Source organism: Euzebyella marina (genome assembly GCF_003687485.1).
Lineage (GTDB): Bacteria > Bacteroidota > Bacteroidia > Flavobacteriales > Flavobacteriaceae > Euzebyella > Euzebyella marina.
Genome location: NZ_CP032050.1, coordinates 307,496 through 329,393, shown reverse-complemented (window position 1 = coordinate 329,393; position 21,898 = coordinate 307,496). Strand labels below are relative to the sequence as shown.

The 21,898-nt window shown below is 39.8% G+C and carries 22 protein-coding genes; 6 read left to right on the top strand and 16 right to left on the bottom strand.

Features of this window, described 5'->3' with window-relative positions; genetic code table 11:
• Positions 1-36: 36 nt before the first annotated feature.
• The 11 genes from atpA to D1013_RS01290 all read right to left on the bottom strand — a co-directional run bounded on the left by atpA (position 37) and on the right by D1013_RS01290 (position 10,562).
• On the bottom strand, positions 37-1,617 hold the full coding sequence (atpA, locus tag D1013_RS01340) for a F0F1 ATP synthase subunit alpha (protein WP_121850551.1): 1,581 nt from the start codon (positions 1,615-1,617) through the stop codon (positions 37-39).
• 62 nt (positions 1,618-1,679) lie between these two features.
• Positions 1,680-2,219 carry an ATP synthase F1 subunit delta gene (atpH, locus tag D1013_RS01335; RefSeq protein ID WP_121847170.1) on the bottom strand — a complete coding sequence of 180 codons (540 nt, stop codon included), beginning with the start codon at positions 2,217-2,219 and terminating at the stop codon, positions 1,680-1,682.
• A 37-nt stretch (positions 2,220-2,256) separates the two neighbouring features.
• Complete coding sequence (locus D1013_RS01330; RefSeq protein WP_121847169.1) at positions 2,257-2,757, bottom strand: F0F1 ATP synthase subunit B; 501 nt, start codon at positions 2,755-2,757, stop codon at positions 2,257-2,259.
• Positions 2,758-2,843: 86 nt separating this feature from the next.
• Positions 2,844-3,032: an ATP synthase F0 subunit C gene (gene atpE, locus D1013_RS01325; protein WP_013993139.1), complete on the bottom strand. Its 189-nt coding sequence runs from the start codon at positions 3,030-3,032 to the stop codon at positions 2,844-2,846.
• Between the two features lie 36 nt (positions 3,033-3,068).
• Positions 3,069-4,253 (bottom strand): F0F1 ATP synthase subunit A, encoded by a 1,185-nt coding sequence (gene atpB / locus D1013_RS01320; protein ID WP_121847168.1) that lies wholly within the window; start codon positions 4,251-4,253, stop codon positions 3,069-3,071.
• A 96-nt stretch (positions 4,254-4,349) separates the two neighbouring features.
• Entirely contained in the window at positions 4,350-4,736 is a 387-nt protein-coding gene (locus D1013_RS01315; protein WP_162987771.1) for a DUF6168 family protein, read from the bottom strand.
• A 9-nt stretch (positions 4,737-4,745) separates the two neighbouring features.
• On the bottom strand, positions 4,746-4,970 hold the full coding sequence (locus D1013_RS01310; protein ID WP_121847166.1) for an AtpZ/AtpI family protein: 225 nt from the start codon (positions 4,968-4,970) through the stop codon (positions 4,746-4,748).
• Complete coding sequence (locus D1013_RS01305) at positions 4,948-5,385, bottom strand: bactofilin family protein (RefSeq protein WP_121847165.1); 438 nt, start codon at positions 5,383-5,385, stop codon at positions 4,948-4,950. Before D1013_RS01305 ends, D1013_RS01310 begins: the two co-directional genes overlap by 23 nt.
• Before the next feature lie 3 nt (positions 5,386-5,388).
• Positions 5,389-7,944, bottom strand: a complete 2,556-nt coding sequence (gene porW, locus D1013_RS01300; protein ID WP_121847164.1) for a type IX secretion system periplasmic lipoprotein PorW/SprE — start codon at positions 7,942-7,944, stop codon at positions 5,389-5,391.
• Positions 7,945-8,343: 399 nt separating this feature from the next.
• Positions 8,344-9,075, bottom strand: coding sequence for an ABC transporter ATP-binding protein (locus D1013_RS01295; RefSeq protein WP_121847163.1), 732 nt, complete (start codon positions 9,073-9,075; stop codon positions 8,344-8,346).
• Positions 9,076-9,092: 17 nt separating this feature from the next.
• Positions 9,093-10,562 carry a DUF5687 family protein gene (locus tag D1013_RS01290; RefSeq protein ID WP_121847162.1) on the bottom strand — a complete coding sequence of 490 codons (1,470 nt, stop codon included), beginning with the start codon at positions 10,560-10,562 and terminating at the stop codon, positions 9,093-9,095.
• A 139-nt stretch (positions 10,563-10,701) separates the two neighbouring features.
• Between D1013_RS01290 and D1013_RS01285 the strand changes: the two genes are divergently transcribed.
• Both D1013_RS01285 and D1013_RS01280 read left to right on the top strand, forming a co-directional pair.
• A complete protein-coding gene (locus D1013_RS01285; RefSeq protein ID WP_121847161.1) occupies positions 10,702-11,751 on the top strand; it encodes a ferredoxin--NADP reductase in 1,050 nt (349 codons plus the stop codon).
• A 139-nt stretch (positions 11,752-11,890) separates the two neighbouring features.
• Positions 11,891-13,750 (top strand): SLC13 family permease, encoded by a 1,860-nt coding sequence (locus D1013_RS01280; protein WP_121850550.1) that lies wholly within the window; start codon positions 11,891-11,893, stop codon positions 13,748-13,750.
• Here the strand turns inward: D1013_RS01280 and D1013_RS01275 are convergent.
• Positions 13,747-14,526 (bottom strand): patatin-like phospholipase family protein, encoded by a 780-nt coding sequence (locus tag D1013_RS01275; protein ID WP_121847160.1) that lies wholly within the window; start codon positions 14,524-14,526, stop codon positions 13,747-13,749. The two genes, D1013_RS01280 and D1013_RS01275, sit on opposite strands and share 4 nt — an antisense overlap.
• A gap of 74 nt (positions 14,527-14,600) precedes the next feature.
• On the bottom strand, positions 14,601-16,121 hold the full coding sequence (locus D1013_RS01270; RefSeq protein ID WP_121847159.1) for a Do family serine endopeptidase: 1,521 nt from the start codon (positions 16,119-16,121) through the stop codon (positions 14,601-14,603).
• 536 nt (positions 16,122-16,657) lie between these two features.
• Between D1013_RS01270 and D1013_RS01265 the strand changes: the two genes are divergently transcribed.
• The 3 genes from D1013_RS01265 (at position 16,658) to D1013_RS01255 (ending at position 18,978) form a co-directional block, all read left to right on the top strand.
• The gene (locus tag D1013_RS01265) at positions 16,658-16,993 is read left to right on the top strand and encodes an arsenosugar biosynthesis-associated peroxidase-like protein (RefSeq protein ID WP_121847158.1); all 336 of its coding nucleotides are present in this window, start codon (positions 16,658-16,660) and stop codon (positions 16,991-16,993) included.
• Between the two features lie 51 nt (positions 16,994-17,044).
• Positions 17,045-18,100 carry an arsenosugar biosynthesis radical SAM (seleno)protein ArsS gene (gene arsS, locus D1013_RS01260; protein ID WP_121847157.1) on the top strand — a complete coding sequence of 352 codons (1,056 nt, stop codon included), beginning with the start codon at positions 17,045-17,047 and terminating at the stop codon, positions 18,098-18,100.
• Positions 18,101-18,327: 227 nt separating this feature from the next.
• Complete coding sequence (locus D1013_RS01255; RefSeq protein WP_121847156.1) at positions 18,328-18,978, top strand: TetR/AcrR family transcriptional regulator; 651 nt, start codon at positions 18,328-18,330, stop codon at positions 18,976-18,978.
• A 5-nt stretch (positions 18,979-18,983) separates the two neighbouring features.
• Here D1013_RS01255 and D1013_RS01250 read toward each other — a convergent pair whose 3' ends face one another.
• From D1013_RS01250 to D1013_RS01240, 3 genes are read right to left on the bottom strand one after another with little or no spacing between them, the layout of a single operon-like run.
• On the bottom strand, positions 18,984-20,030 hold the full coding sequence (locus D1013_RS01250) for a glycosyltransferase family 9 protein (protein ID WP_317125488.1): 1,047 nt from the start codon (positions 20,028-20,030) through the stop codon (positions 18,984-18,986).
• Positions 20,017-20,619, bottom strand: coding sequence for a DUF4254 domain-containing protein (locus D1013_RS01245; protein WP_121847154.1), 603 nt, complete (start codon positions 20,617-20,619; stop codon positions 20,017-20,019). The genes D1013_RS01250 and D1013_RS01245 overlap by 14 nt, the downstream gene beginning before the upstream one ends.
• Before the next feature lie 59 nt (positions 20,620-20,678).
• Positions 20,679-21,617, bottom strand: coding sequence for a hypothetical protein (locus D1013_RS01240; protein ID WP_121847153.1), 939 nt, complete (start codon positions 21,615-21,617; stop codon positions 20,679-20,681).
• A gap of 41 nt (positions 21,618-21,658) precedes the next feature.
• Between D1013_RS01240 and D1013_RS01235 the strand changes: the two genes are divergently transcribed.
• A complete protein-coding gene (locus D1013_RS01235; protein WP_121847152.1) occupies positions 21,659-21,880 on the top strand; it encodes a DUF6341 family protein in 222 nt (73 codons plus the stop codon).
• The last annotated feature ends 18 nt before the right edge of the window (positions 21,881-21,898 follow it).

Here is a 21,898-nt window from a genome sequence, read left to right as displayed (position 1 = left end):
GTTAATAGTATAACCTAACCTCCATACCTAGTACTCTTAACCTCTGTACTTGCTTGAAAGTTCTTTAGCTACCGTTGTTAGCGTATCGATTACCTCATCGGTTAATTTACCCGCTTTTAGCGTATCAAGTACACCTCTGTGTTTCGCATTCAAGAATTCTAAGTAATCTCTTTCAAACTCCTTTACCTTTTCTACCGGAACATCTCTCAACAAGTTTTTAGAACCTGCGTAGATAATAGCTACCTGATCTTCTACAGTGTAAGGGTCATTCTGTGCCTGCTTCAAGATTTCAACGTTACGACGACCTTTTTCAATTACGTTCAAAGTAGCTGCATCTAGATCGGAACCGAACTTGGCAAAAGCTTCCAATTCACGGAACTGTGCCTGATCTAGTTTTAAGGTACCGGCAACTTTCTTCATCGATTTAATCTGCGCACTACCCCCCACACGCGATACCGAAATACCAACGTTAATCGCAGGACGCACCCCTTGGTTGAACAAATCTTGCTCTAAGAATATCTGACCATCGGTAATGGAGATTACGTTGGTAGGAATATAAGCGGAAACGTCACCTGCTTGTGTCTCAATAATCGGAAGAGCCGTTAGAGAACCTCCACCTTTTACCATTGGTTTTAATACCTCTGGTAAATCGTTCATGCTTTGCGCAATCTTATCATCGTTTATCACTTTTGCGGCACGCTCCAACAATCTTGAGTGAAGGTAGAAAACGTCTCCAGGGTAGGCCTCACGTCCTGGTGGTCTTCTTAAAAGAAGAGACACCTCACGATAAGCTACCGCCTGCTTTGATAAATCATCGTAGATAATCAATGCAGGGCGACCTGTATCACGGAAATATTCACCGATAGAAGCCCCAGCAAATGGAGCATATACCTGCATTGGCGCAGGATCTGATGCGTTGGCCGCTACAATGGTTGTATAGGCCAAAGCGCCTTTTTCTTCCAAGGTCTTGGCAATTGCGGCAACGGTAGAAGCTTTCTGACCTACGGCAACGTAGATACAGTAAACTGGCTCACCGGCATCGTAGAATTCCTTTTGATTCAAAATGGTATCGATACAAACAGTTGTCTTACCTGTTTGACGGTCACCGATAACCAACTCCCTTTGACCTCTACCTACAGGAATCATAGCATCAATAGCCTTAATACCTGATTGCATAGGTTCGGTTACGGGCTCTCTATAAATAACACCAGGCGCCTTTCGCTCCAATGGCATTTCGTAGGTATCACCGGCGATAGGACCCTTACCATCGATAGGGTTACCCAAAGTATCAACCACACGCCCAACAATACCTTCACCTACCTTAATGGAAGCAATTCTTTGGGTACGTTTTACGGTAGCACCTTCAAGAACTTCTTTAGAAGGGCCTAAAAGTACGACACCAACGTTGTCTTCCTCGAGGTTAAGAACAATACCTTCCAATCCACCTTCAAACTCCACCAATTCTCCATATTGAGCATTGGAAAGTCCGTAAACACGGGCGATACCATCACCAACCTGCAATACGGTTCCTACTTCATCCAAAGTAGCGGTAGCTTCAAATCCTGATAACTGTTTCTTTAATATTGCTGATACTTCAGCGGCTTTTACTCCTGCCATTTGTTTAGACATTATACCTGCGAAAATAGAACGAGACCTCTAATTTCAAAGGTTGTTGTTATTTATAGACTATTGGTAAATTCTCTTTTTAAATTATTCAATTTATTCGCAATACTCGCATCGTACTGCAAATCGCCGACCCTTAGAATAAAACCTCCGATGATACTCTCATCGATTTTATTCTGAATGCTTACCTCGTTACCGGTAAGCTGGGCCACTTGCTTCAAAACTTTCTTTTCAAGCTCTGGCGTCAATGGAACGGCTGTGGTTACATATGCCACACCTTCACCTTTTAAATCTTCGTTTAAAATAATATACTTTAAGGCAACTTCGTTTAAAAGAGATACTCTCTTATTACCTGCCAAAGTACCTAAAAGACCTAAAGTTATTTCGTTGCTACCTGCAAATATGGCCGCCAAGGATTCTTTTTTTGTTTCCTCTTTGATAACAGGGCTCTGCAACATATTGCGAAGCTCTTTGCTTTCTGAAATGGTAGCTACTATAGAACGCATATCATCTTCGACCGCATTTGCCGCTTTTTTTTCAACTGCAAAGTTTAAAACGGCTTTTGCATATCTTAAGGCTGCTCTAGAATCGCTCATTTGTTTCTTATTTGGTAGTTAACTTAAAGAATATCGATTAATTCAACTTAACGTCGCCCAACATACTTTCAACCAACTTTAGTTGCTTGTCTTTGTTGGCCAATTGCTCTTTAAGCACTTTTTCAGCTATTTCTACCGAAAGTTCGGCTACTTGATTCTTGATATCAGCAACAGCGGCCTTCTTTTCGCTCTCGATGGCTGCCTGAGCTTGTTTAATCAATTTGTCTGCCTCTACTTGAGCCTGCTCTTTTGAGTCGGCAATCATCTTATCTTTTATCTCTCTAGCTTCTTTCAACATAGCCTCACGCTCGGCACGAGCTTCTTTCAAAAGCTTGTCATTGTCGGCCTGAAGATTTTGCATTTCTTTTCTGGCCTGTTCGGCTGCCTCTAAAGCGCCCTGAATACCTTCTTCTCTTTCATTAAGAGACGTTAATATAGGTTTCCATGCAAACTTCACCAATAGAAAAATCAGACCTAACAAAAGAATGGTCTGTACAATAAAAAGGCCTGGTGAAAAATCGTTTATTAAAATGTCCATATATAATATCTTAATAGCTAATGTTTGATGAAAAGCATTTCCTGCAACCAACCGTTACAGGAAAATGCTTTTAGGTTTTTCTATTCTTATTTTCCTAAGAACAAGGCACCAAATGCCAAACCTTCTAAAAGTGCAGCGATGATAATCATTGCAGTTTGGATTTTTCCAGTCGCTTCTGGTTGACGAGCAATACCTTCCATTGCTTTACCACCGATTTGACCAAGTCCGATACCGGCTCCGATTACGATTAAACCTGCTCCAATTAAGTTGTACATAGTAAATGATTTATATATTAAATAAAAAACTCAATTCTAAATAAAATTCTCTCGAACGTCTTCTGCGTCGGCCACCTCATGACCATGTGCGTCATGTTCATGCTCATGATCGTGTTCCGCTACTGCCATTCCAATAAACAAAGCAGAAAGCATTGTGAAAATATATGCTTGTAGAAAAGCCACCAAAACTTCGATCAAAGTGATAAAAAATGATAAAACCAATGACAACCCAGTAGCGCCCGCTACACCCAAACTATTCTTTAGGGTAAACATGATAGCGATAAGACTCATGACAACAATATGACCTGCTGAAATATTCGCAAACAAACGAACCAATAACGAGAAAGGCTTAATCAAAAACGCTCCTGCCAATTCGATGATGGCCAAAACGGGACGAATAAGAACCGGCACACCTGGCATCCAGAGCATGTGCATCCAATAATCTTTATTTCCGCTAACCGTATAAATAATCAAGGTGAAAATAGCCAATGCCGCAGTTACGGCCAATTGCCCGGTTACGTTGAAACCTAAAGGAGTAAGACCTAAAAGATTCAAAATCCATATAAAAAAGAAAACGGTTAATAGATAGCCTGTAAATTTTCTATACTTCTTTTCACCGATGTTCGGTTTGGCAATCTCATCTCTAACATAGATTACCAAAGGCTCAAGCACACGACCAAAACCCGTTGGCACCTTTTTTGTCTTGTATTGTTTGGCCAAACTAGAAAAGCCCCAAAGCATCAATAGACCGACCAAAAGAATACCGACAACACTTTTAGTCATAGAAAAATCTAAAACCTTATGGGCGTTTGTAGGGTGATGCGCCTCATCGAACTTCACCTCATTAGCACCACCATCCAATTCATAAATTTTACTATGAAGCTTAACAAACCGAGAACCATTTTTTTCAACGATTACCTCGCCTGAATCATCATGATGAAAAGCAGATGACATAAAACTGGCCAAACCATTACTTGACCAAACAATGACCGGAAGTGGAAAACCGACATGCTTTCGCTCACCAGCACCGTTAGTGTAAGAGAACAAATGAAAATCGTGTGAGTCTTTAATATGGTGTTGAATATACGCCTCGACTTCTTCTTTAGTACTTACAGCGCCATCAGCCTTATCGTCTGATTCTGAAGACGCAAAACCTTGGAGTGAAAAGCAAAGTGCAAAAAGTAGTAATAGAGTTCCGACCGATCTTGATACTTCCTTCATGGGTTCTTTATCAAAAAATTAAGCTCCTAAAATTTGGCGCAAAAGTAGTTATTCTTAACGTAAATCAAACCATATTTTTTATATAAAATTCTGGGATTATTTACCGCGCAATATTTTTGTAACAAAAACAACTTCCAATATTAGAAAAATAGCAATGGGTATTAAAATAGATCCCCTGTAAAACCTCGATATAATCTGATCTCCCATGAGTTGGGGATAAAACATCATCGTGAAAACCATGATTTTAAAAACCAAAAGGCCCATATAAATAAAACCCAGTTGCGGGAAAACCGACTTGATTTTGGCCACCAGTCGAAAGACAATTATAATCGATAAAGAGAAAATGCCATGAAAAACATAGGCCTTCTTCAGTAAAACTTTCAGCTCATCATATTCTTCACCCAAAAACCATTCGTGCAGAAAGAAAGAAGTCGCGCCCACAAAAGTGAACACGACTATGTATAACAAAATTGTTTTTACCACTAGACCCTATTATTTGTTCAAGTTGATGACCTTTTTTATGACTAGGTACATCGACAAAAATACAGCAATAAGGGTAATTGTATCCTCTAAATATGTTTTTTCAAACTTTTCATCCAACCACGCCCCTAGAAGATTCCCCAAATAAATGGTCGCCCCCATTTGTATGGCTATGCCCGACAGGCTAGCCGCGTTTCGGATCAAGCGCGAATTATCACGAGGCTTTTGCTGGCTCATTGGCAGCTGTACCTATAGTTGTTTTAAAATTGCTGCTACTGCTTGACGAAGCACCTTTGCCCTTCATAGTACAAGAAGCATTAAAAGTGGCCCCTGGCTCTACCGCCAATTTAGATACGGAAACCGTACCCTCGATTACCGCTGAAGATTTTAACGACAATAAATCAGAAACTAAAAGCTCACCGTTGAAGCTTCCTTCGATATCTGCGTTGACGCATTCTACCTTTCCGTGAATGTAGCCGTCTTTACCGATAACTACCTTACCGGTGGTTTTTACATTTCCATCTAATTTACCATCGATTCTAAAATCGGCTTCTGAGATGATATCTCCTTTGATTTTAGTGTGCTTAGAAATTCTGTTCGGTTGTGCTCCTATTTCGTTCATAGTTCTAGGTTTTTTGTTATCGGAAAACATTTGTTATGGTTTTGGGGTTAAAATCTGATTCTTATAATCTTGTAGGTTTTTATGAACTTGTACCGTCTTGTAGTTGCTAGATAAAATTACAAAATTCTCATTGTCAATAAGGTAATCCTTGTTAAATTTTATAAGTTCTGCGAACCCTAGAGCGTAGTCCTTCGATTTAAAACCGTGTACTACTACGAATTGCTCTTCCAGCGTATAAATGTCTTTTGACACCCTATTCTTGTATCTTAAATCTATGATTGCGTCTTCTAGCTCTTTCATAACTCTCAAAGCAATCTGATTATTGCTTCTTCTGAAAGGAAAAACAACTTTCCAGTTATCGGTACCTGTAGAGCCTTCTTCTGCAGAGAATTCGGTAACGGCCAATTTTGGTAATTCCTCTGACACTATTTGTTCTGCCTTTTTGCCTTCGGGGGAATTAGGGTAGGTAAGTGCGACGTAGTTCAAGGCCTCTTCGAACGGTTCAAAACCATTGAGCCTGCCTATGGCGTTCGCTTTTAACATCTCGAATTTCGGAACGATTGGGTCACCCGTGAATTTTTCAATGTTCTCTTCAGCACCAGTAATCGTGCGCAAGAACTCTTGCTGCTCGTAAAGTCTGTAGAGGGCGGCATAACGTGCAGCCGGGCTATCTTCATCGCCCTCAAGAACGGCCCTAGGGTTCAAAATGATTTCGGCGTAACGAGAATCACCATGGTTTTTAAGTATATCGGCCTTCATCGAAGCCAATAACGGACTACCCTCTTCTTCATATATCTTATACAAATTATACTTAGAAGGCAATACCAGTCTTTCTTCAGGATTGGAGGCAAGAACATCTTCAAGCTTTTCGGCAGCCAAAACGTTCTCTTTGAATTTCTCTTTATAAATCAACCCCAGCTGATAGTTGGCAAAGTTTTTTTCAGTGCGGAGGCTATCAATAGTACTCTCTTCCTGAGGAATCTGGTTAAGATAAAAATCGACGGACATGCGGTCATCAGCAGCTTCTTCACCCAAACCTTGTTGGTCGTTTGCCGCAACAGCGTTAGTCGCTTCTGCCGGCAAAGAACGACTTTTATCGCTCCAACGCCAGTTATCTGCCAGTTCTCTTTTGCCCCATCGTTGGGCGAAATCATTTTTGCCGTAACCTAAACTGGTCAAATTATAAAAATAGAACTTGCCTTTATTCTCTTTACCCCCTTTGCTTTGGGCAAATTGAGCAAAGCCCGCATTCATTCTGTTCTCTTCTTTTTTCGCCGCCGCTTCCTGTGCCTTTTTCAAACTAGCAATGTGCTCTTCAAAATAGGCCACCTTTTTTTCTTGGGGCATTTCGTATACAGTGATTACACTATCGGCGTGATGAACGATGTCTTCATATTTGATTACATCTTCAAGGTTATCAAGTTTCTTCTTGGTAGAGCGGTATTTTTTAGTATTCTCATTTAAGTTGGTCAGAACACTGTCATAATAGGCACCTGCCAACTTATATATGTTTCTATCAAAATTATAAACTGCCAGGTTCTCATAATTCAGAGCATTTAATTTAGGCTCATTTTGGGTGGCCCTTAGCGACTTGTTGAAGTATAGCAATGCCAAGCTATCGTTCTCTTGATTCAAGTGATACTCGGCGACTTGACGATAAATTAGATGTAAAAAGGGTCTGTTTTCACGATTCTCCTCCATTTTGGTGAGATACTCAAGCATCAGCTCCTGATTTTCAGAAGTAACATCGGTATTCTTAATCTTCTCTATTTCTGCATTCACCATATAAACCCTTGGTGATTTTCGATTTAGGTCAATTACCTTATCAAACGCGTAGTTGGCGCTGTCTTTATGCCCTAATTGGTTAAATAGCTGGCCTATTATGTAATAATAACGACCCTTCTCAGAGTTTTTCTTGGTATAATAAGATGCAATCTTCAGTTGCTGAACAGCTGTATCGATAACCCCAAGATTAATATATGCCTGAGCCATCATAGCGCGTGCATCGGCATATTCTTGCTCTTTCAAATCTTCGTATTTCATTAGCCACTTCAAATTTTTAATGGCCAACTCTTCATTCTCAAGTCTAATATTTACCTTCTCACGCCAGATACGTGCCTCAGCAATCTTGTCGCTAAAATCATATTTGTTGATGATGTAGTTAAAAGCCTCTAATGCGGGAATATACCTTTGGTCAAAATACCTGGCCTTGCCCAACAATAAAAAAGCTTCATCAGTTTGTGGGTTTCGCTCGACATCTTTAATATCCATACTATGTTTTTGTATGGCTTTCGTGGCCTTCTCTTCAGCAATTATGAAGTTAGGGTTGTTATCTTCAGAGTCTAGTTTGATTTCGTCGGTAACCTCTAGGCGCTCTACCGGAAGCACCTCCCAGTAATCATCATGGTAAGTATTGTTTAGCTCTGTGCGCCCCTCTTCAAAGGCAATATTGCCATTATACAGAGTGTTGTATTTGGTGTTGAGCGCATGCCAATTTCGGTTTACGAACGTATCTTTCTTGGTAGAGCAAGACGATATCGCGATGCCCCCCAGAACCGAAATCAAGACCAGTTTTTTATATAGCTTCAAAATTGTAAATCTGTGTACGTAACTCTAACTAAAAAAGAACGGGATTATTATGTATTTCATCGATAAAATATTTTAATCAAAGCCGTTGAAGCGATAAAGCCTCGGAAATTGTACCAGCAGGACTTTAGAACATAAATAATCTCTAAAATAGCGACTTTAATACCAATAAAACCTTTCGAAACAAGCCCCCTACATTAAAAAAAGAACTGAACTTAACCGACCGACAGGTCAGTGAATAAGTGGCCGGAACATTTTATGGCTGTTTTTATACAGTTTAAAGAAAAGAAGGAGTAGTTTATCGATGAATCAGGTACAAGGCCTCTTAAACCCCAACGCTGATACCGACCCAATGGTCGGTTTTCATAAATTTCATTTCAAAAAGAATATACCATTCACCCACTAAGAAATGATGGTTTCGCCAGGGGCCGAAAAAGAAGATCCAGAGAAAAACGCTTCTAATTCTCTTAAAGTTTCAGCGGAGGTCTCAATATCTTTCACCACCTCACCCTTATTCAATACAACTATTCGTTCACAAACTTCAGTTACATGAATTAAATCGTGGCTGGAAACCAAAACGGTTACCCCCTTTTGCGCAGCCAATTCTTTTATGATTCCCTTGAGCCTGATTTGGGTGGATGGGTCTAAATTAGCGAAGGGTTCATCTAAAATCACCACTTCTGGCTGACCGATAAAGCTGGCAACAATACCCGCCTTTTTCTGATTACCCTTAGAAAGGTCTCTTAAATATTTGTTCTGACCCAATATTTCTCCGTGAAAAAATTCTTGGAAGTTGGCCAATAATGCATCGACATCGGCTGTGTTCTGATGACGAAGTTCCCCGATAAAATAGAAATATTCTTCAGGGGTAAGGTATCCTATCAAAAAAGATTCATCAATGAAAGATGATGTAAAAGGTTTCCAATCTTCGCTTTGATCTACCCGAACATTATTTGTAACAATATGACCTGTGGTTGGCTGGATCAAATCTAGCAAAAGGCTAAAAAATGTAGTTTTACCTGCGCCATTGTTACCTACTAAACCAAAACTTTGTCCCTTGGTGATATTCAATTGAGGAATATTCAAAACAGTCTTTCCGTTGTACGTCTTGCTAAGGTTTTCTACTTCAATCATAAATTGGAACTATTGGATTAACTGTTCTTTTCTTTGAAACCGGCAATCATTCTATATTTTTTATTGCGATATGCTTTGGTGGTCATATCGATCAATTGCTTTCTGCATAAAAAACCAATCAGACCGACCAAACCCATGGCCACAATTGCCACCTGAAACGAGGCCGAATAATACAATACGCTGTAGAGAACCATCGGCAGCCCGAATAGGGGTATACCCACAAGAAATTGTGCTGCACTTACGCCTTGCATATTGCCCACTGCACTTTTCGCCAAATCAATTCTCTTTTTGTTCAGCGACCCAAAGAGCAAAACCACTGGCGTATTAACACCCAAATTATAAAGTGCGCACGCCAAATTGATGGCCAAGGCTTCCCAACCAAAATAAATGTACGGAATGGACAACAGAAACATAACGGCTACACTTACGTAAATAAGCTTGGCCTTTGACTCTAAGTAATTCCGCAAGGGAATATTCTGCGACATCATCATGCTGTAATACTCACTATCCCAAGATGGTATGAATTGGCCAAAGTTCATCAAAAAAACACCGGTCATAAAAATGCCTACAAAGACCATCATGGGTGAATTAGGGCCAAAATCACCCATGGTATAAAATATCAAGCCATAGAAAATCATGGCCAAAGAAATAAAGACCTGTGTTTTAGTACGCTTGTTACGCCATATAAGCTTTAAGTCAAGTTTCAAGAAGGGCGCAATGTGGCCAAAATGACGTGTCCATGTCATGTCTGATGTCACCACGTGTTTGGTTTTCTTGCGCAAGGTGGTGTCTAAAAACAATTTTCTTTTTAAAAAACTGTAGTTAGCGTAATAAGCAAACACCAATAATAGCACTGGCACGAACAGCCAATAAGGTTGCTCATATAAAGAATAAAAAAGTTGACCGAAATAGACCGTTAAGGGCAGTACATCAAAATACTCAAAAGCAAAACAGCCTATCAAGATACTTGCTACTACCAGAAGCACCTTGTCACTCTTATTTACAAGAAAATTTATGTAGTTAATAAGAAGAACGATAGCCAATATCGCCAGCAGCCAAACAATCACATTGAGCCTGTCATAGCCTTTCGTTATGAGAACTACGCAAAAGGGAAGAAAAAAAATGAGGGACATGAAGTTGTAAAACGACAAAGCGGAACGCCCTAAAATATAATGGGTAATGGCACTTTTCTTGACCGGCAGGGTCAGAAAGGGCTTTACATCCATCACTGGAAGCTTCTGAAAAAAATAACGGACAAAAATTTCTAAAAGAAATGAATAAATGATGAATCGGTTGACCATCAAAAAAGGGTCATCATCCGGGAAAATTTTCTCTAGGGCAAAATACATGCCCACACCGGCCATTGCCAACGAAACCAATAGATAAACACCCAAAAAACCCATAAAAATCTTCATTGCCAACCCTTTTCCGAATGAAGAAGAGCGAAAGAAAGATTTCCATTGAAGGTTAGTGAAGTGCTTGATCATCAAAAGAACTATTGCTATGAAGAATGAGTGTACGAAAGATACTAATTGTTACACCTAGAAACTATTTTTTTGCCAATACGTTTCAAATAGTAGGGCCAATGCTTAATTTTGCCTTTCCATTTGTACTAAACAGATTAACATGGCCCAATTTCATCCGCTTACGGTAAAACACATCAAACCCTTGACACCAAGTTCAGTAGCCATCACATTTGCTGTGCCAAAAGAACTAATTCAAACTTTTGATTTTACCCCTGGTCAATACATAACCGTCAAAAAAGAATTGAAGGGAAAAGAGTTGAGAAGGGCTTACTCGATCTGTTCTTCACCGAAAAGTGATTGTTTCACCATCGGTGTAAAAAAAGTAGACCGCGGCGGTTTTTCTGATTTTGCCAACACCAAACTTTCCGTTGGTGATGTTTTAGAGGTTATGCCACCAGAGGGGCGCTTTACTTTTTCTCCTTCCGAAAAGCAGAAAAATATTGCTGCCTTTGCCGCAGGTAGCGGTATAACACCTATAATGAGCATTGTTAAGACCGTGCTTTCTAGCAATTCGAAAAATAAATTTGTTCTTGTATATGGTAACAAGTCTCACAAAGAGACCATGTTCTATACTGAATTGGCCAAATTAGAGCTTGATTATCCTGACAGGTTTTTTGCCTACTTCATTACCAGTCAAACACAGGAAGACAATTCGTTGTTTGGTAGAATCGATAGCTCAACGGTCAATTACGCTTTAAAGAACAAGCACAAAGACACTGAATTTGATGCCTTTTATCTTTGCGGACCTGAAGGTATGATTAATCTTGTATCAGATATGCTTCAAGAAAACGACATACCTAAAGACAAAATACACTTTGAACTTTTCACCACTACTGAAATTCTTGATGATATGCCCGTTGATGCCGAAGGTCAGACCCAACTAAAGATTATTCTGGACGATGAGGAGTTTTCTTTGACTATGGATAAGAAAGACCGCGTACTTGATGCGGTTCTCAAAGAAAATATCGATGCCCCATATTCATGTCAAGGTGGGGTTTGCAGTAGCTGCATCGCCAGAGTTACCGAAGGTAAAGCGGAAATGGTCAAAAATCAGATTTTGACCGACGGTGAAATTGAAGAAGGCTTTATTCTAACTTGCCAAGCGCTGCCGATTACCCCTAGCCTTACCGTTGATTACGACGATGTATAGAAACAACAGTTAAAAATATATATCGGTATATTTTTTGGCGAGTATATTGTAAAAGCATTAGCACTCGCAATTATTGCGATTGGGGTACAACCTGCCAAGGCTTAGAATACCTTTGCAAGAATATCTAATGCTCTTCGATATGACATGGGAAATCATTCTGGTTTTTCTCATCATTGGCGCAACCATTGTCTTGTTCGCCTTTGAGGTGTTTCCCATCGATAAAATTTCATTCTGCATAATTGCCGCTCTTTTGCTGACCGGTCTTGTGACACCTGAGGAAGCGGTCAGTGGTTTTTCGAATAAGGCGGTCATCACCATACTCTGTCTGATGATATTGGCTATAGGTCTTGAGGAAAACGGTGCTATTTCATGGTTGGCCAAAGGTTTAAAGGTCTTGAAAAGTTGGCCGATGGTCTTGGCCATGGTCGCGGTAATGCTCATTGCTGGCAGTATTTCAGCATTTGTCAGCTCTACAGCTGTCGTTATCGTATTCATCAAAATAGTCGCCGAGCTCAAACAGAAGTATCAAATGCCGCCCGGCAAATTGTTATTACCCATCTCTTTTGCCAGTATTTTAGGTGGAAGCTGTACATTGATGGGTACATCGACCAACCTTTTGGTCAACAACATCTCTTCTCGGTATACAGGTGAACGTTTAGGTTTTTTCGAATTCAGTTTAATGGGTATCACCTTCTTGGGTATTTCTGTACTAATAATCGCCTTATTTTACCGCTTTTTGCCAAAAAATGCCGCCGGATTATCGGATAAGTATGATCTCGACCGCTATTTATTGACCTTAACCGTTGACCCAGAATCTTCGTTGGTCGGTAAAAAGCTAGGGGATTCTTTCATGTTCAAAGAGTCGGATATTACCGTTCTAAGAATTACGAGAAATCGATTAGATCAAAATCTGCTCAATAAAGAGATGGAAATTCATGCCAATGATGTGATACTTCTTCATTGTAGTCTTGAAAACCTTCAATGGATGCGCGGCCAAGGTTATTTTGAAGTTGATGTCGAGCATTTAGACCAAATCAAGCCTGGTTCAAGCACCCAAATAAAGAGGGTGGGCGGAAAGCGAAAAAAGAAAGATGATCCGGATACCCAAGAAACTGAAAAAGAAAAGGATGCCGTATTGCTCGAACTACTACTGTTACCTGGTTCACGTTTTGTTGGCCGCACGTTAGCAGAGCTTAAAAGAATGATTGTACCGAGGGCCATACCTTTGGCCGTCAACAAACGAAAAAAATTAACAAGTCTTCAGAGAAGGCTTTATCAGAGCAATCGAGAGTTTACTAGGCTTCGCGTTGGTGATAGGCTTTTGATACAGACCGACCCCGATTATGTTCCGAATTTTGAGAACAGTAATAATCTAGCGGTACTCAATCAGTTTGAAGGTCGACCGCCCTCAACTGTTATAAAACGTAACCTGTCAATTTTAATACTACTCGGTACAGTTGCTTTGGCTGCTACAGGCGTGTTTGAGGTAATGACCAGCGTTATAACGGGAACGCTTGCAATGCTTTTGTTCAAATGTGTTGAACTCAACCGAATCTATGAAAAAATCAACTGGCAGATTATATTTCTGTTGGCAGGAATGATTCCCTTAGGAATTGCCATGAGCAATGCCGAGGCCGATAAGTGGATAACCCAAGTCTTGCTTGAATATATGAGCGGACAACAACCTATGATCGTTATTGGAATTCTATTTTTGACCACCATGTTATTAAGCAGTGTTGTTTCTAATAATGCGACGGCCATAATTATGGCCCCTATAGGTATTTCGCTGGCCAATGGGCTGGAACTTGATGTCAAGCCCTTTATTTTATCAGTGATGTTTGCGGCTAACTTCAGCTTTTTCACACCGCTGGGCTATCAGACCAATGCGCTCATTTTTAGTATGGGTATCTATCGCTTTAAACATTTCTTGGTCATTGGGGGTATTATCTCAGTAGTTCTATGGATAGTCGCCACCCTTCTTTTAAGCAGTATGTTCTAATTTGAAAGTACTATGTCAAGAATTTCTCGGGTGTGGTCATAACCTATGGCATATGCCTTTTCAATTCCTTTTCTGTCAAGTACGCCAATATGCTCCAAATCTTTGAACTCCAACAACAGGTCGCATGCTTCCAATTTTTGCCTATTGATGGCGTAAATCATTAGTCCTGTTACCCTACCTGTCAGCTGTATGGAATTCTTTAACGCGTTTTTCTCCAGATGCCCTATCACAGAAACATTGCTTCCTAGTATAAAGTCGACCTTACCTTCAATTGGTTCCAAAGGAAAATTGTTCATTATACCGCCATCGGCAAAGAGTTCACCCCCTATTTCAACAGGACTAAATACCGGTGGAAGAGCAGCGGAGGCCAAAAGAGGCGCGATGAGCTCTCCAGAAGAAAAATATCCTAAATCACCATTTTGCAAATTCGTAGCCACTACATGCAACTCTCTTTGCAAAGATTCGAAATTATCGTCTGGAAAATAGACGCGAAAAACATCAAAATACCTATCGGTATCAATAAAGCCTGGCTTTACTATAGTCAAGAAGTTATATTTAAAGAGAGGGGTTTCTTTAAAGAAAGAAAGCATTTCAGAAACCGTATTACCGTTAGCATAAAGAGCACCCACCAACGCACCGACACTACTTCCGCTTACAATGTTTGCCGATATGCCATATTCATTTAATGCCTTAATTACACCTATATGGGCCATACCCCGAACACCACCGCCCGACAGAATTAGACCTAATGATGCAACATCTCTTAAATCTCTCATTTTGGTGAAAAAATAATGCCGCGGTGCGTGAAAGGCACCGCGGCATTAAAATTACTTAAAATGAAACGGATATATTAAGAATCCATTCCAAAAGCGTAATAATATTTCTCCGATGAACCCTCGTAAACACCTTCTATCATAACGCCGCCTGACTTGTTTTCAAGGGCTTTTGCTACATCTTCAACCTCCTTTATACGTTTTCCATCGATTCGGGTAATAATAAACCCTTCACGCATTTGGGTTTGCTTACGTATTTTACCAGGGTAAAGCCTTGTGACCTGAACACCACTTTCAATGTTCAGCTTTTCGGCCATTTTGGCATCTAAAGTCTCAAAATCTGCACCCAATAAATTAAGAACCTCTTTTTTCTCGTGTTTTACAATCTCAGTTGTTCCGTTCGCGTTCTCTAGAATCACATCAAATTCCTTCTCTTTTCCATCACGTCTAACGGTAACGGCCACTTTGTCACCCGGTCTTTTACTGGCAATAATCTCTTGTAGTCTTGGGGAAGTGCCAACTAGCACACCATCAACCTTCGTAATAATATCACCTGATTCAATACCGGCTTTGTCAGCAGCGCTCTGATCGCCCACATTTTCTACCCAAACGCCTTTTGAGAAGCTTACATTTTTCTCCTTGGCCAAAGATCCATCCATAGTTCTAATGCTCACACCAAGCATACCTCGCTGTACACTACCATATTTTAGTAAGTCTTCAACAACTTTGGTAACTATATTACTAGGCACCGCAAAACCATAACCGGTATAACTTCCCGTTCTACTGGCTATTGCCGTATTAATACCTACTAGGTTTCCTTCAAGATTGACCAAAGCTCCACCACTGTTTCCTGGGTTAATGGCCGCATCGGTCTGGATAAAGCTTTCAACAGCAAACTTTTCTTTATTTATATTGATACTACGTGCTTTCGCACTAACGATGCCGGCCGTTACGGTTGAATTCAGACCCAGTGGGTTACCAACTGCCAACACCCATTCACCTACCTCTACATCATCAGAATTTACCAGCGCCATGGTTCGCAAATCATCGGCGTCTATTTGTAAAAGTGCCAAATCAGTGGTCGGGTCAACACCAATTACTTTTGCCTTATAAGATTCATTATTATAAAGGGTCACCTCTACCTCGTCAGCATTATCAATTACATGATTGTTGGTAACGATATAACCCTTCTCATTTATGATAACCCCGGAACCGGTACCTATCAATGGTTGTGACTGCATACCACCTTCTGGCATTTGGTTTTTGAACATATCACCGAAAAACTCTTTAAAAGGATCTGGCAATTCTCTGGCACCGCTCATGTTGTTCTGAGGGCGGGTTTGAATTGATTTAATATGTACTACTGCATCTAATACCTTCTCACTGGTCTCAGTAAAGTCAAGCGGCTTGATATTACCTTCATCATCTGCCGTGTACAGTACATGTTTTCCATCAACCCCACTTACTTGGGTGATTTTAATTTCATCGTTCTGAGTCATTTGATACCCTTTTATAACGGCAAAACTTACCGCTAAGGCAATCAGGGCTGAAAACAGGTAAACCTTCCAACTCGAAGTTGTGTTTGCTCTATTTGTCATTTTGATTTGAATATTAATTAAACTTTCAGTTAAGAATCGACTTACGGGTCGAGAAAATCAATTTTAATTTTTACTCTTGAAAATTTGACGGGAACTTTTCTGCACTTTAATAGGTACAAAAACAGGCCTGTCGTTAGTAGACTTCTTTCTTGCCAGACCAATTGTATATATAAGACCAAAGATTCCGAAAAGCCACCCAATCATTAATAAAGCTGTTAAATTATCCATAGTAAATTCAATTTATATAAGTCTTGATTACGATTTCAATTTGAACAATTCTTATGCCAAAACGTTGAGTGTTTTTGCTAAAAAATCTATAAAAATGCGTGTGTTTCCTATACATTTTGTAAACTTTATTAACATGTTAGAATTTGAAGAGACTTTGGCGACATTTAGTTCTTACAAAAAATATCAGTCTTGCTTTTAAATGCACGAGAAAAAACGATGAACAATCGTATACGAATGTATGGTCACAAGCAAAAAACAGACTAATTGAATAATAGGATTAATCACAAACACTAAAAAGAAAAAATAAGATGGCTAATAATTATTATGACCCGGCGGATTTAAGAAAATTTGGAAAAATTAGCGAGTGGAGCGAAGAGTTAGGAGAAAAATTTTTCGACTACTATGGCAAAGTATTTGAGGAAGGAGCACTATCGGCCCGCGAAAAATCACTCATAGCGCTTGCAGTAGCCCACGTGGTCAAATGCCCCTACTGTATAGATGCTTATACTAAAGATGGCTTACAGCGCGGTATTACCAAAGAAGAAATGATGGAGGCCGTTCATGCCGGTGCCGCCATTGAAAGTGGGGCTACTTTGGTACATGGCGTACAGATGATGAACAAGTACAACAAGTTGAGTATGTAAAACTTTGTTTGCACTAAAATGCTCTTTTTGGGCTAAAACGAAACCATTATTATGGCAACAAAATCCCTCAAGGCAAGGCATAATGAACTTGCTGAAACAAATAAACAATTAGACATTCTTAGTGGAGGCGTGTTCGCCGATGGTGAACTTCCCCGTTTTAAGGATAAGCTCTCAAATATTGGGCAGTATCCCTTACGCCCTAAAAAATTAGAAATTTTCCAAATCAATGTGGGCTATATGTGCAACCAGGTCTGTGAGCACTGCCATGTTGATGCCGGCCCTGATAGAAAGGAAATTATGACCAAAGAAACTATGCAACAATGTCTCGATGTCATTTCACACACAGGTGCACATACCTTGGACCTTACCGGCGGTGCGCCGGAAATGAATCCTAATTTTAGATGGTTTGTTGAAGAAGCCGCCAAGGTCGGTATAAAAGATTTTATCGTTAGGTCTAATTTGACCATTATCATGGCCAACAAGAAGTATAATGACCTGCCAGACTTCTTTAAAGAGTACAATATTCATGTAGTATCTTCCATGCCTCACTATACTAGGGGAAAAACCGATAAACAACGTGGAGATGGAGTTTTCGACAAATCGATACAGGCATTGAAAAAATTGAATGAAGTGGGTTACGGAATGCCGGATAGTCCTTTAAAACTCGACTTAGTCTACAACCCATCAGGCGCCTTTCTACCTAGTGACCAAGCTGCCATGGAACGTGACTTTAAAAAAGCCCTAAAAGAAGATTTTAATATTGAATTTCACAATCTCTTTGCGATTACCAACTTGCCCATATCTAGATTTTTAGACTACTTGATCGCTTCTGACAATTACGAAGATTACATGTACTCTTTAGTAGAAGCCTATAATCCGGCAGCGGTAGCGAACGTTATGTGTACCAATACCATCTCCGTTAGTTGGGATGGTTGGCTGTTCGATTGTGATTTTAATCAAATGTTAGGTCTTAAGGTGGCCAGCAAGGTCAACCATATTAAAGATTATAACGAGGAAGTTTTAAATGACCGCAATATTATTATTTCTCAGCACTGCTACGGTTGTACTGCTGGAGCAGGTAGTAGCTGCCAAGGCACGGTCACCTAAACTAATATAGTTCCGTCCGTCTATTCTTAAAGGTTATTCACCCTACAATAGTATCATTTAAACCGACTATCAAGTCGGTTTATTTTTTTAGAAATTGTGTAGTTCGTCGGTGTTTGGTTATTTAACCGAAAATATAGGTCCGTTTATCCATTTAGATTGAGCGAAAACGTTTTCCTTGGGTTCTTTGTTAGAGACTTAGCAGTCTGTTAGACCCAAATCTTACTAAAATGGACAAGACTTTAAAACGCATGGCGACCATGCAAAGAATGCAAGTAACCGGATTGGAACTTTTCTATAAAAACGGTTATTACAATACAAGTGTCGACGATATTCTCAAAGAATTATCGCTATCAAAAGGAGCCTTCTATTACCACTTTGAATCAAAGGAAGATTTTTTTATTCAAATTATAGAGAACCTATTGGTTCGAAAGATGTATAGTATGCTGATTGAACCCATTGAAGGACACGAAAATACCTTAGACCTTATTACAAGTTGTTTTGAAGAAGCGTTGGAAACCGCTGTTCATAACGAATTGGATTTTGGTTTCGTGCTAAGTAATTTCGTCAACGAATTCAACGGAAAGAATGAGCGCATCATGAAGCATTTGAATGATATTCTACGAATTTGGGAAGCCAACCTTGTTTCGGCCATTCAACGCGGCAAATTTAACGGATATATCGATAGGCATGTAGATAGCGAAGGTGTAGCGGTCTACTTAATGAGCGCATATATTGGCGTAAGAACCCTGATGGTCGAAATTGCCCCAAGTGCAAGAAAATATAGGTTCATGTCGCAACTACGACAGTATTTTAAATCTTTGGAACCGAAAAGGGACAATAGCTTAAACCATCAAACTGTTTACGGGTCTGCGAATTAAAAAAGTTACTCTTTTGAGAGTATCTGTTCTACTTTATTGACAACTTTTGAGGGAGAAATACTTTCCATGGCCTTATCATAACCATCGGGCATTTTGTTGCCATAAACCGAGGTTGGGATAAGAGGGTATTTCTCTCTATCGGAAAGAATTGAGTTTTCCTCATTTTGCCCAAAAGGGGCAAAACCGGCATAGGGGTGAGTTACGCCCCACAACGTTACTACGGGTACACCATACATGGCCGCCAAGTGCCCGTTTCCACTATCCATAGACAACATAATATCAAGATTTGATATAAGTGCCAATTCTTCTTGAAAGGAAAGAATTCCCACCATACTAAAAACATCATCAAATCTCAATTGCCATTGCGCCAAAATCTCCTTTTCATGTTGGCCACCACCAAACAACAAAATTTTATACCGATTGGTTGAACTCAATTGTTGAATCACTTGCTCCATCAGTTCTTTAGGATACATCTTCCCTTCAAATGCCGCGAACGGGGCAATGCCAATCCAGGGTTTGGCCTCTACTCCTATTATTTTTGTGGCTGCTTCAGGGTACTTTTCCCTGGCCAAAGAAAAATCTCCTTCCAACTCGAAAGGATAGCCGAGCTTTGCAAATACATTGGCATATCTTGCGTGCGTACTTTTTAAAGGCACAAAAGCTCCTTTTCCTCCCGAAGTAAGTGCCTTCTTTTCGCTTCTCCCTTTGTTAATTTGCTTAAAAGGAATTGTTGTCAGAGTAAAGTATTTCTTTAGAATATTACTTCTAAGAACATTATGTAGATCCGCCACCCCGTCAAGGTTTTGCGATTTCAGCTCTTTGTACAGCTTCCAAAGACCCAAGACTCCTTTGTGTCTTCCTTTGACATCAGCTTCAAACACCTTCAAATTTGATAGTTGAAAAAACATCGGAGCGAAGAATTTTCTGGTCAATACCGTAAGCACCAAATCAGGATAACGTTGCTGAAGCGCCTTTAGTACGGGCACTGTCATTGCAACGTCGCCCATGGCTGAAAGCCTTATGACCAGAAGATGTTTCTTATTTTTGGGCACGAAGAACGGGATTCAGTTCATCGTCATTGTACATTTTCATTTGGCGATACACCTTCATGTACTTTTTTCCAGATTCAATATCAGCTATTAGCTGATCAATGGCCGTTGAAAGATCTTTTCTTTGCTCAAGCAATACACTCAATTTTTGAGTACATTTTTGAATATGCTCTGGCGAAGCATCTATGCGCGACACCTCTTCTTGCATGTGGTAGATTTTCAATGCCAAAATAGACAGTCGGTCTACAGCCCATGCAGGGCTTTCTGTATTAATAGTGGCGTCATCATCTGCTTCTACCGATTTGTATTTCTCAAGAAAATAGCTGTCGATATACTCGACCAAATCGGTACGGTCTTGATTGCTTGCATCGATTTTTCTCTTCAATACCAACGCCTCCTTAGGATTGATTTCAGGGTCTCGAATCAAATCTTCATAATGCCACTGCACGGTATCTATCCAATTTTTTCGATAGAGCAAACGGGCGATATCGTCTTTGGCATAAGGGTTCACAAAGGGTTGGTCAACAGTATCTTTTATATGATATTTTTGAATACTTTCTTCGAAAATCTTAAATGCTAAATCACTGAACATAACTCATAATTTTTGCAAAGGTATCAATTGTACCTTGTTGGCTCATGAAGTTGAACCGGTTATTTTAATGCCATGCTACTTGCAAACACCAGAAATGGCAATGCTATACTGACCATTAAGATAATTTCTTTGATGTTCGGCCTTCTGATCGATTCGATATATTTGGTGAAAAACACTACCGCGGGAAAAAATGTGACCATAATCGGATAAACATTATCCGATAGTTTAAGCACATTTAAAACAATTCCTATGATAAACGACAGTGCTATCAATCTCATAGTTACCACTTGGCCGACACTACCCTTGCCCAATTTTAAAAAAGCAATGAGCCCCGCAAGAAATGTACCCAATACATAGCATATCAACTTTGTACTGTGCCCCCAATATGAAAAATAGACCATATTGGGGTAGAACTTAAATTGGTAGTGGTTGGCCAGAAAATCTTGACTGTTGGCCAAAACCAAGACGCATTCGGTAATCATGAAAAAAGTGAATCCAGCGGCAAAGGGCACCAACCAGTTTTTTTTGATCTTTGGCTGATAAAAATAGATGGCGGCGAAAACCAATAGTAAGAACAATACGGCCCAATCATAAAACAGGGTAGATACCAATATCCATAAGGTCGAATCAAATATCTTAAACTTGATGTTCTTGAGCGAGCGCATACTCAACAATCGCCTAGACGCAAGCAGAAGAAAAAAGCTTGAAAAAATGGCGTTCGAGTCTGCTAACGTTTCAGGAAAGATTACCGTCAATAACGCATAGTACATTAAGGGAAATGAGTTGGTGCCCGTAATCTTGTTTCTCTTGACAATAAAATTGACCACAAAAATGCTGAACAGCAATAAAGCAAGTATTAAAACCTGACCCACTAGTTCTTCGGCCACATAAAATTTATTGAAAAGGGCAAAATGAACTGACCAATAAAAAACGAACAAAAACGAAAGCACAATGATGTAATTAATTGGCTTTGTTTTGCCAAAAATGATGGAAATCATCCTGACTTTTTATATTTTTGCAGGTAAATATAGGTAATAAGATGACTTCATTTTTTAGAGGAATAGAGGATTTGTTCGTAAACTATCTGTTTTACCCTTTAGACCAACTTCGTTTTATGGAAAGTTGGTGGGGTGCCAACTTCTTAAATTGGATATTTATGTTGGTCGGTTTTGCAGGATTCGCTTATTGGATGATGCAGCTAAAGAATTACAACGACAATAACGAGGAAGATAAGTCTATCAGTTCTCATTCCTATCTATAAAAAACGGATTTCCAAGAT

Excerpts from the sequence above, each read along its gene's own strand:
- D1013_RS01285 (WP_121847161.1), top strand. The coding sequence starts at position 10,702 with ATGGCCCAATTTCATCCGCTTACGGTAAAACACATCAAACCCTTGACA.
- D1013_RS01270 (WP_121847159.1), bottom strand. The coding sequence starts at position 16,121 with ATGACAAATAGAGCAAACACAACTTCGAGTTGGAAGGTTTACCTGTTT.
- atpE (WP_013993139.1), bottom strand. The coding sequence starts at position 3,032 with ATGTACAACTTAATTGGAGCAGGTTTAATCGTAATCGGAGCCGGTATC.
- D1013_RS01275 (WP_121847160.1), bottom strand. The coding sequence starts at position 14,526 with ATGAGAGATTTAAGAGATGTTGCATCATTAGGTCTAATTCTGTCGGGC.
- D1013_RS01310 (WP_121847166.1), bottom strand. The coding sequence starts at position 4,970 with ATGAGCCAGCAAAAGCCTCGTGATAATTCGCGCTTGATCCGAAACGCG.
- atpA (WP_121850551.1), bottom strand. The coding sequence starts at position 1,617 with ATGGCAGGAGTAAAAGCCGCTGAAGTATCAGCAATATTAAAGAAACAG.
- D1013_RS01235 (WP_121847152.1), top strand. The coding sequence starts at position 21,659 with ATGACTTCATTTTTTAGAGGAATAGAGGATTTGTTCGTAAACTATCTG.
- atpH (WP_121847170.1), bottom strand. The coding sequence starts at position 2,219 with ATGAGCGATTCTAGAGCAGCCTTAAGATATGCAAAAGCCGTTTTAAAC.
- D1013_RS01265 (WP_121847158.1), top strand. The coding sequence starts at position 16,658 with ATGGCTAATAATTATTATGACCCGGCGGATTTAAGAAAATTTGGAAAA.
- D1013_RS01245 (WP_121847154.1), bottom strand. The coding sequence starts at position 20,619 with ATGTTCAGTGATTTAGCATTTAAGATTTTCGAAGAAAGTATTCAAAAA.
- D1013_RS01280 (WP_121850550.1), top strand. The coding sequence starts at position 11,891 with ATGACATGGGAAATCATTCTGGTTTTTCTCATCATTGGCGCAACCATT.
- D1013_RS01255 (WP_121847156.1), top strand. The coding sequence starts at position 18,328 with ATGGACAAGACTTTAAAACGCATGGCGACCATGCAAAGAATGCAAGTA.
- arsS (WP_121847157.1), top strand. The coding sequence starts at position 17,045 with ATGGCAACAAAATCCCTCAAGGCAAGGCATAATGAACTTGCTGAAACA.
- D1013_RS01295 (WP_121847163.1), bottom strand. The coding sequence starts at position 9,075 with ATGATTGAAGTAGAAAACCTTAGCAAGACGTACAACGGAAAGACTGTT.
- D1013_RS01290 (WP_121847162.1), bottom strand. The coding sequence starts at position 10,562 with ATGATCAAGCACTTCACTAACCTTCAATGGAAATCTTTCTTTCGCTCT.
- D1013_RS01305 (WP_121847165.1), bottom strand. The coding sequence starts at position 5,385 with ATGTTTTCCGATAACAAAAAACCTAGAACTATGAACGAAATAGGAGCA.
- atpB (WP_121847168.1), bottom strand. The coding sequence starts at position 4,253 with ATGAAGGAAGTATCAAGATCGGTCGGAACTCTATTACTACTTTTTGCA.
- D1013_RS01330 (WP_121847169.1), bottom strand. The coding sequence starts at position 2,757 with ATGGACATTTTAATAAACGATTTTTCACCAGGCCTTTTTATTGTACAG.
- D1013_RS01240 (WP_121847153.1), bottom strand. The coding sequence starts at position 21,617 with ATGATTTCCATCATTTTTGGCAAAACAAAGCCAATTAATTACATCATT.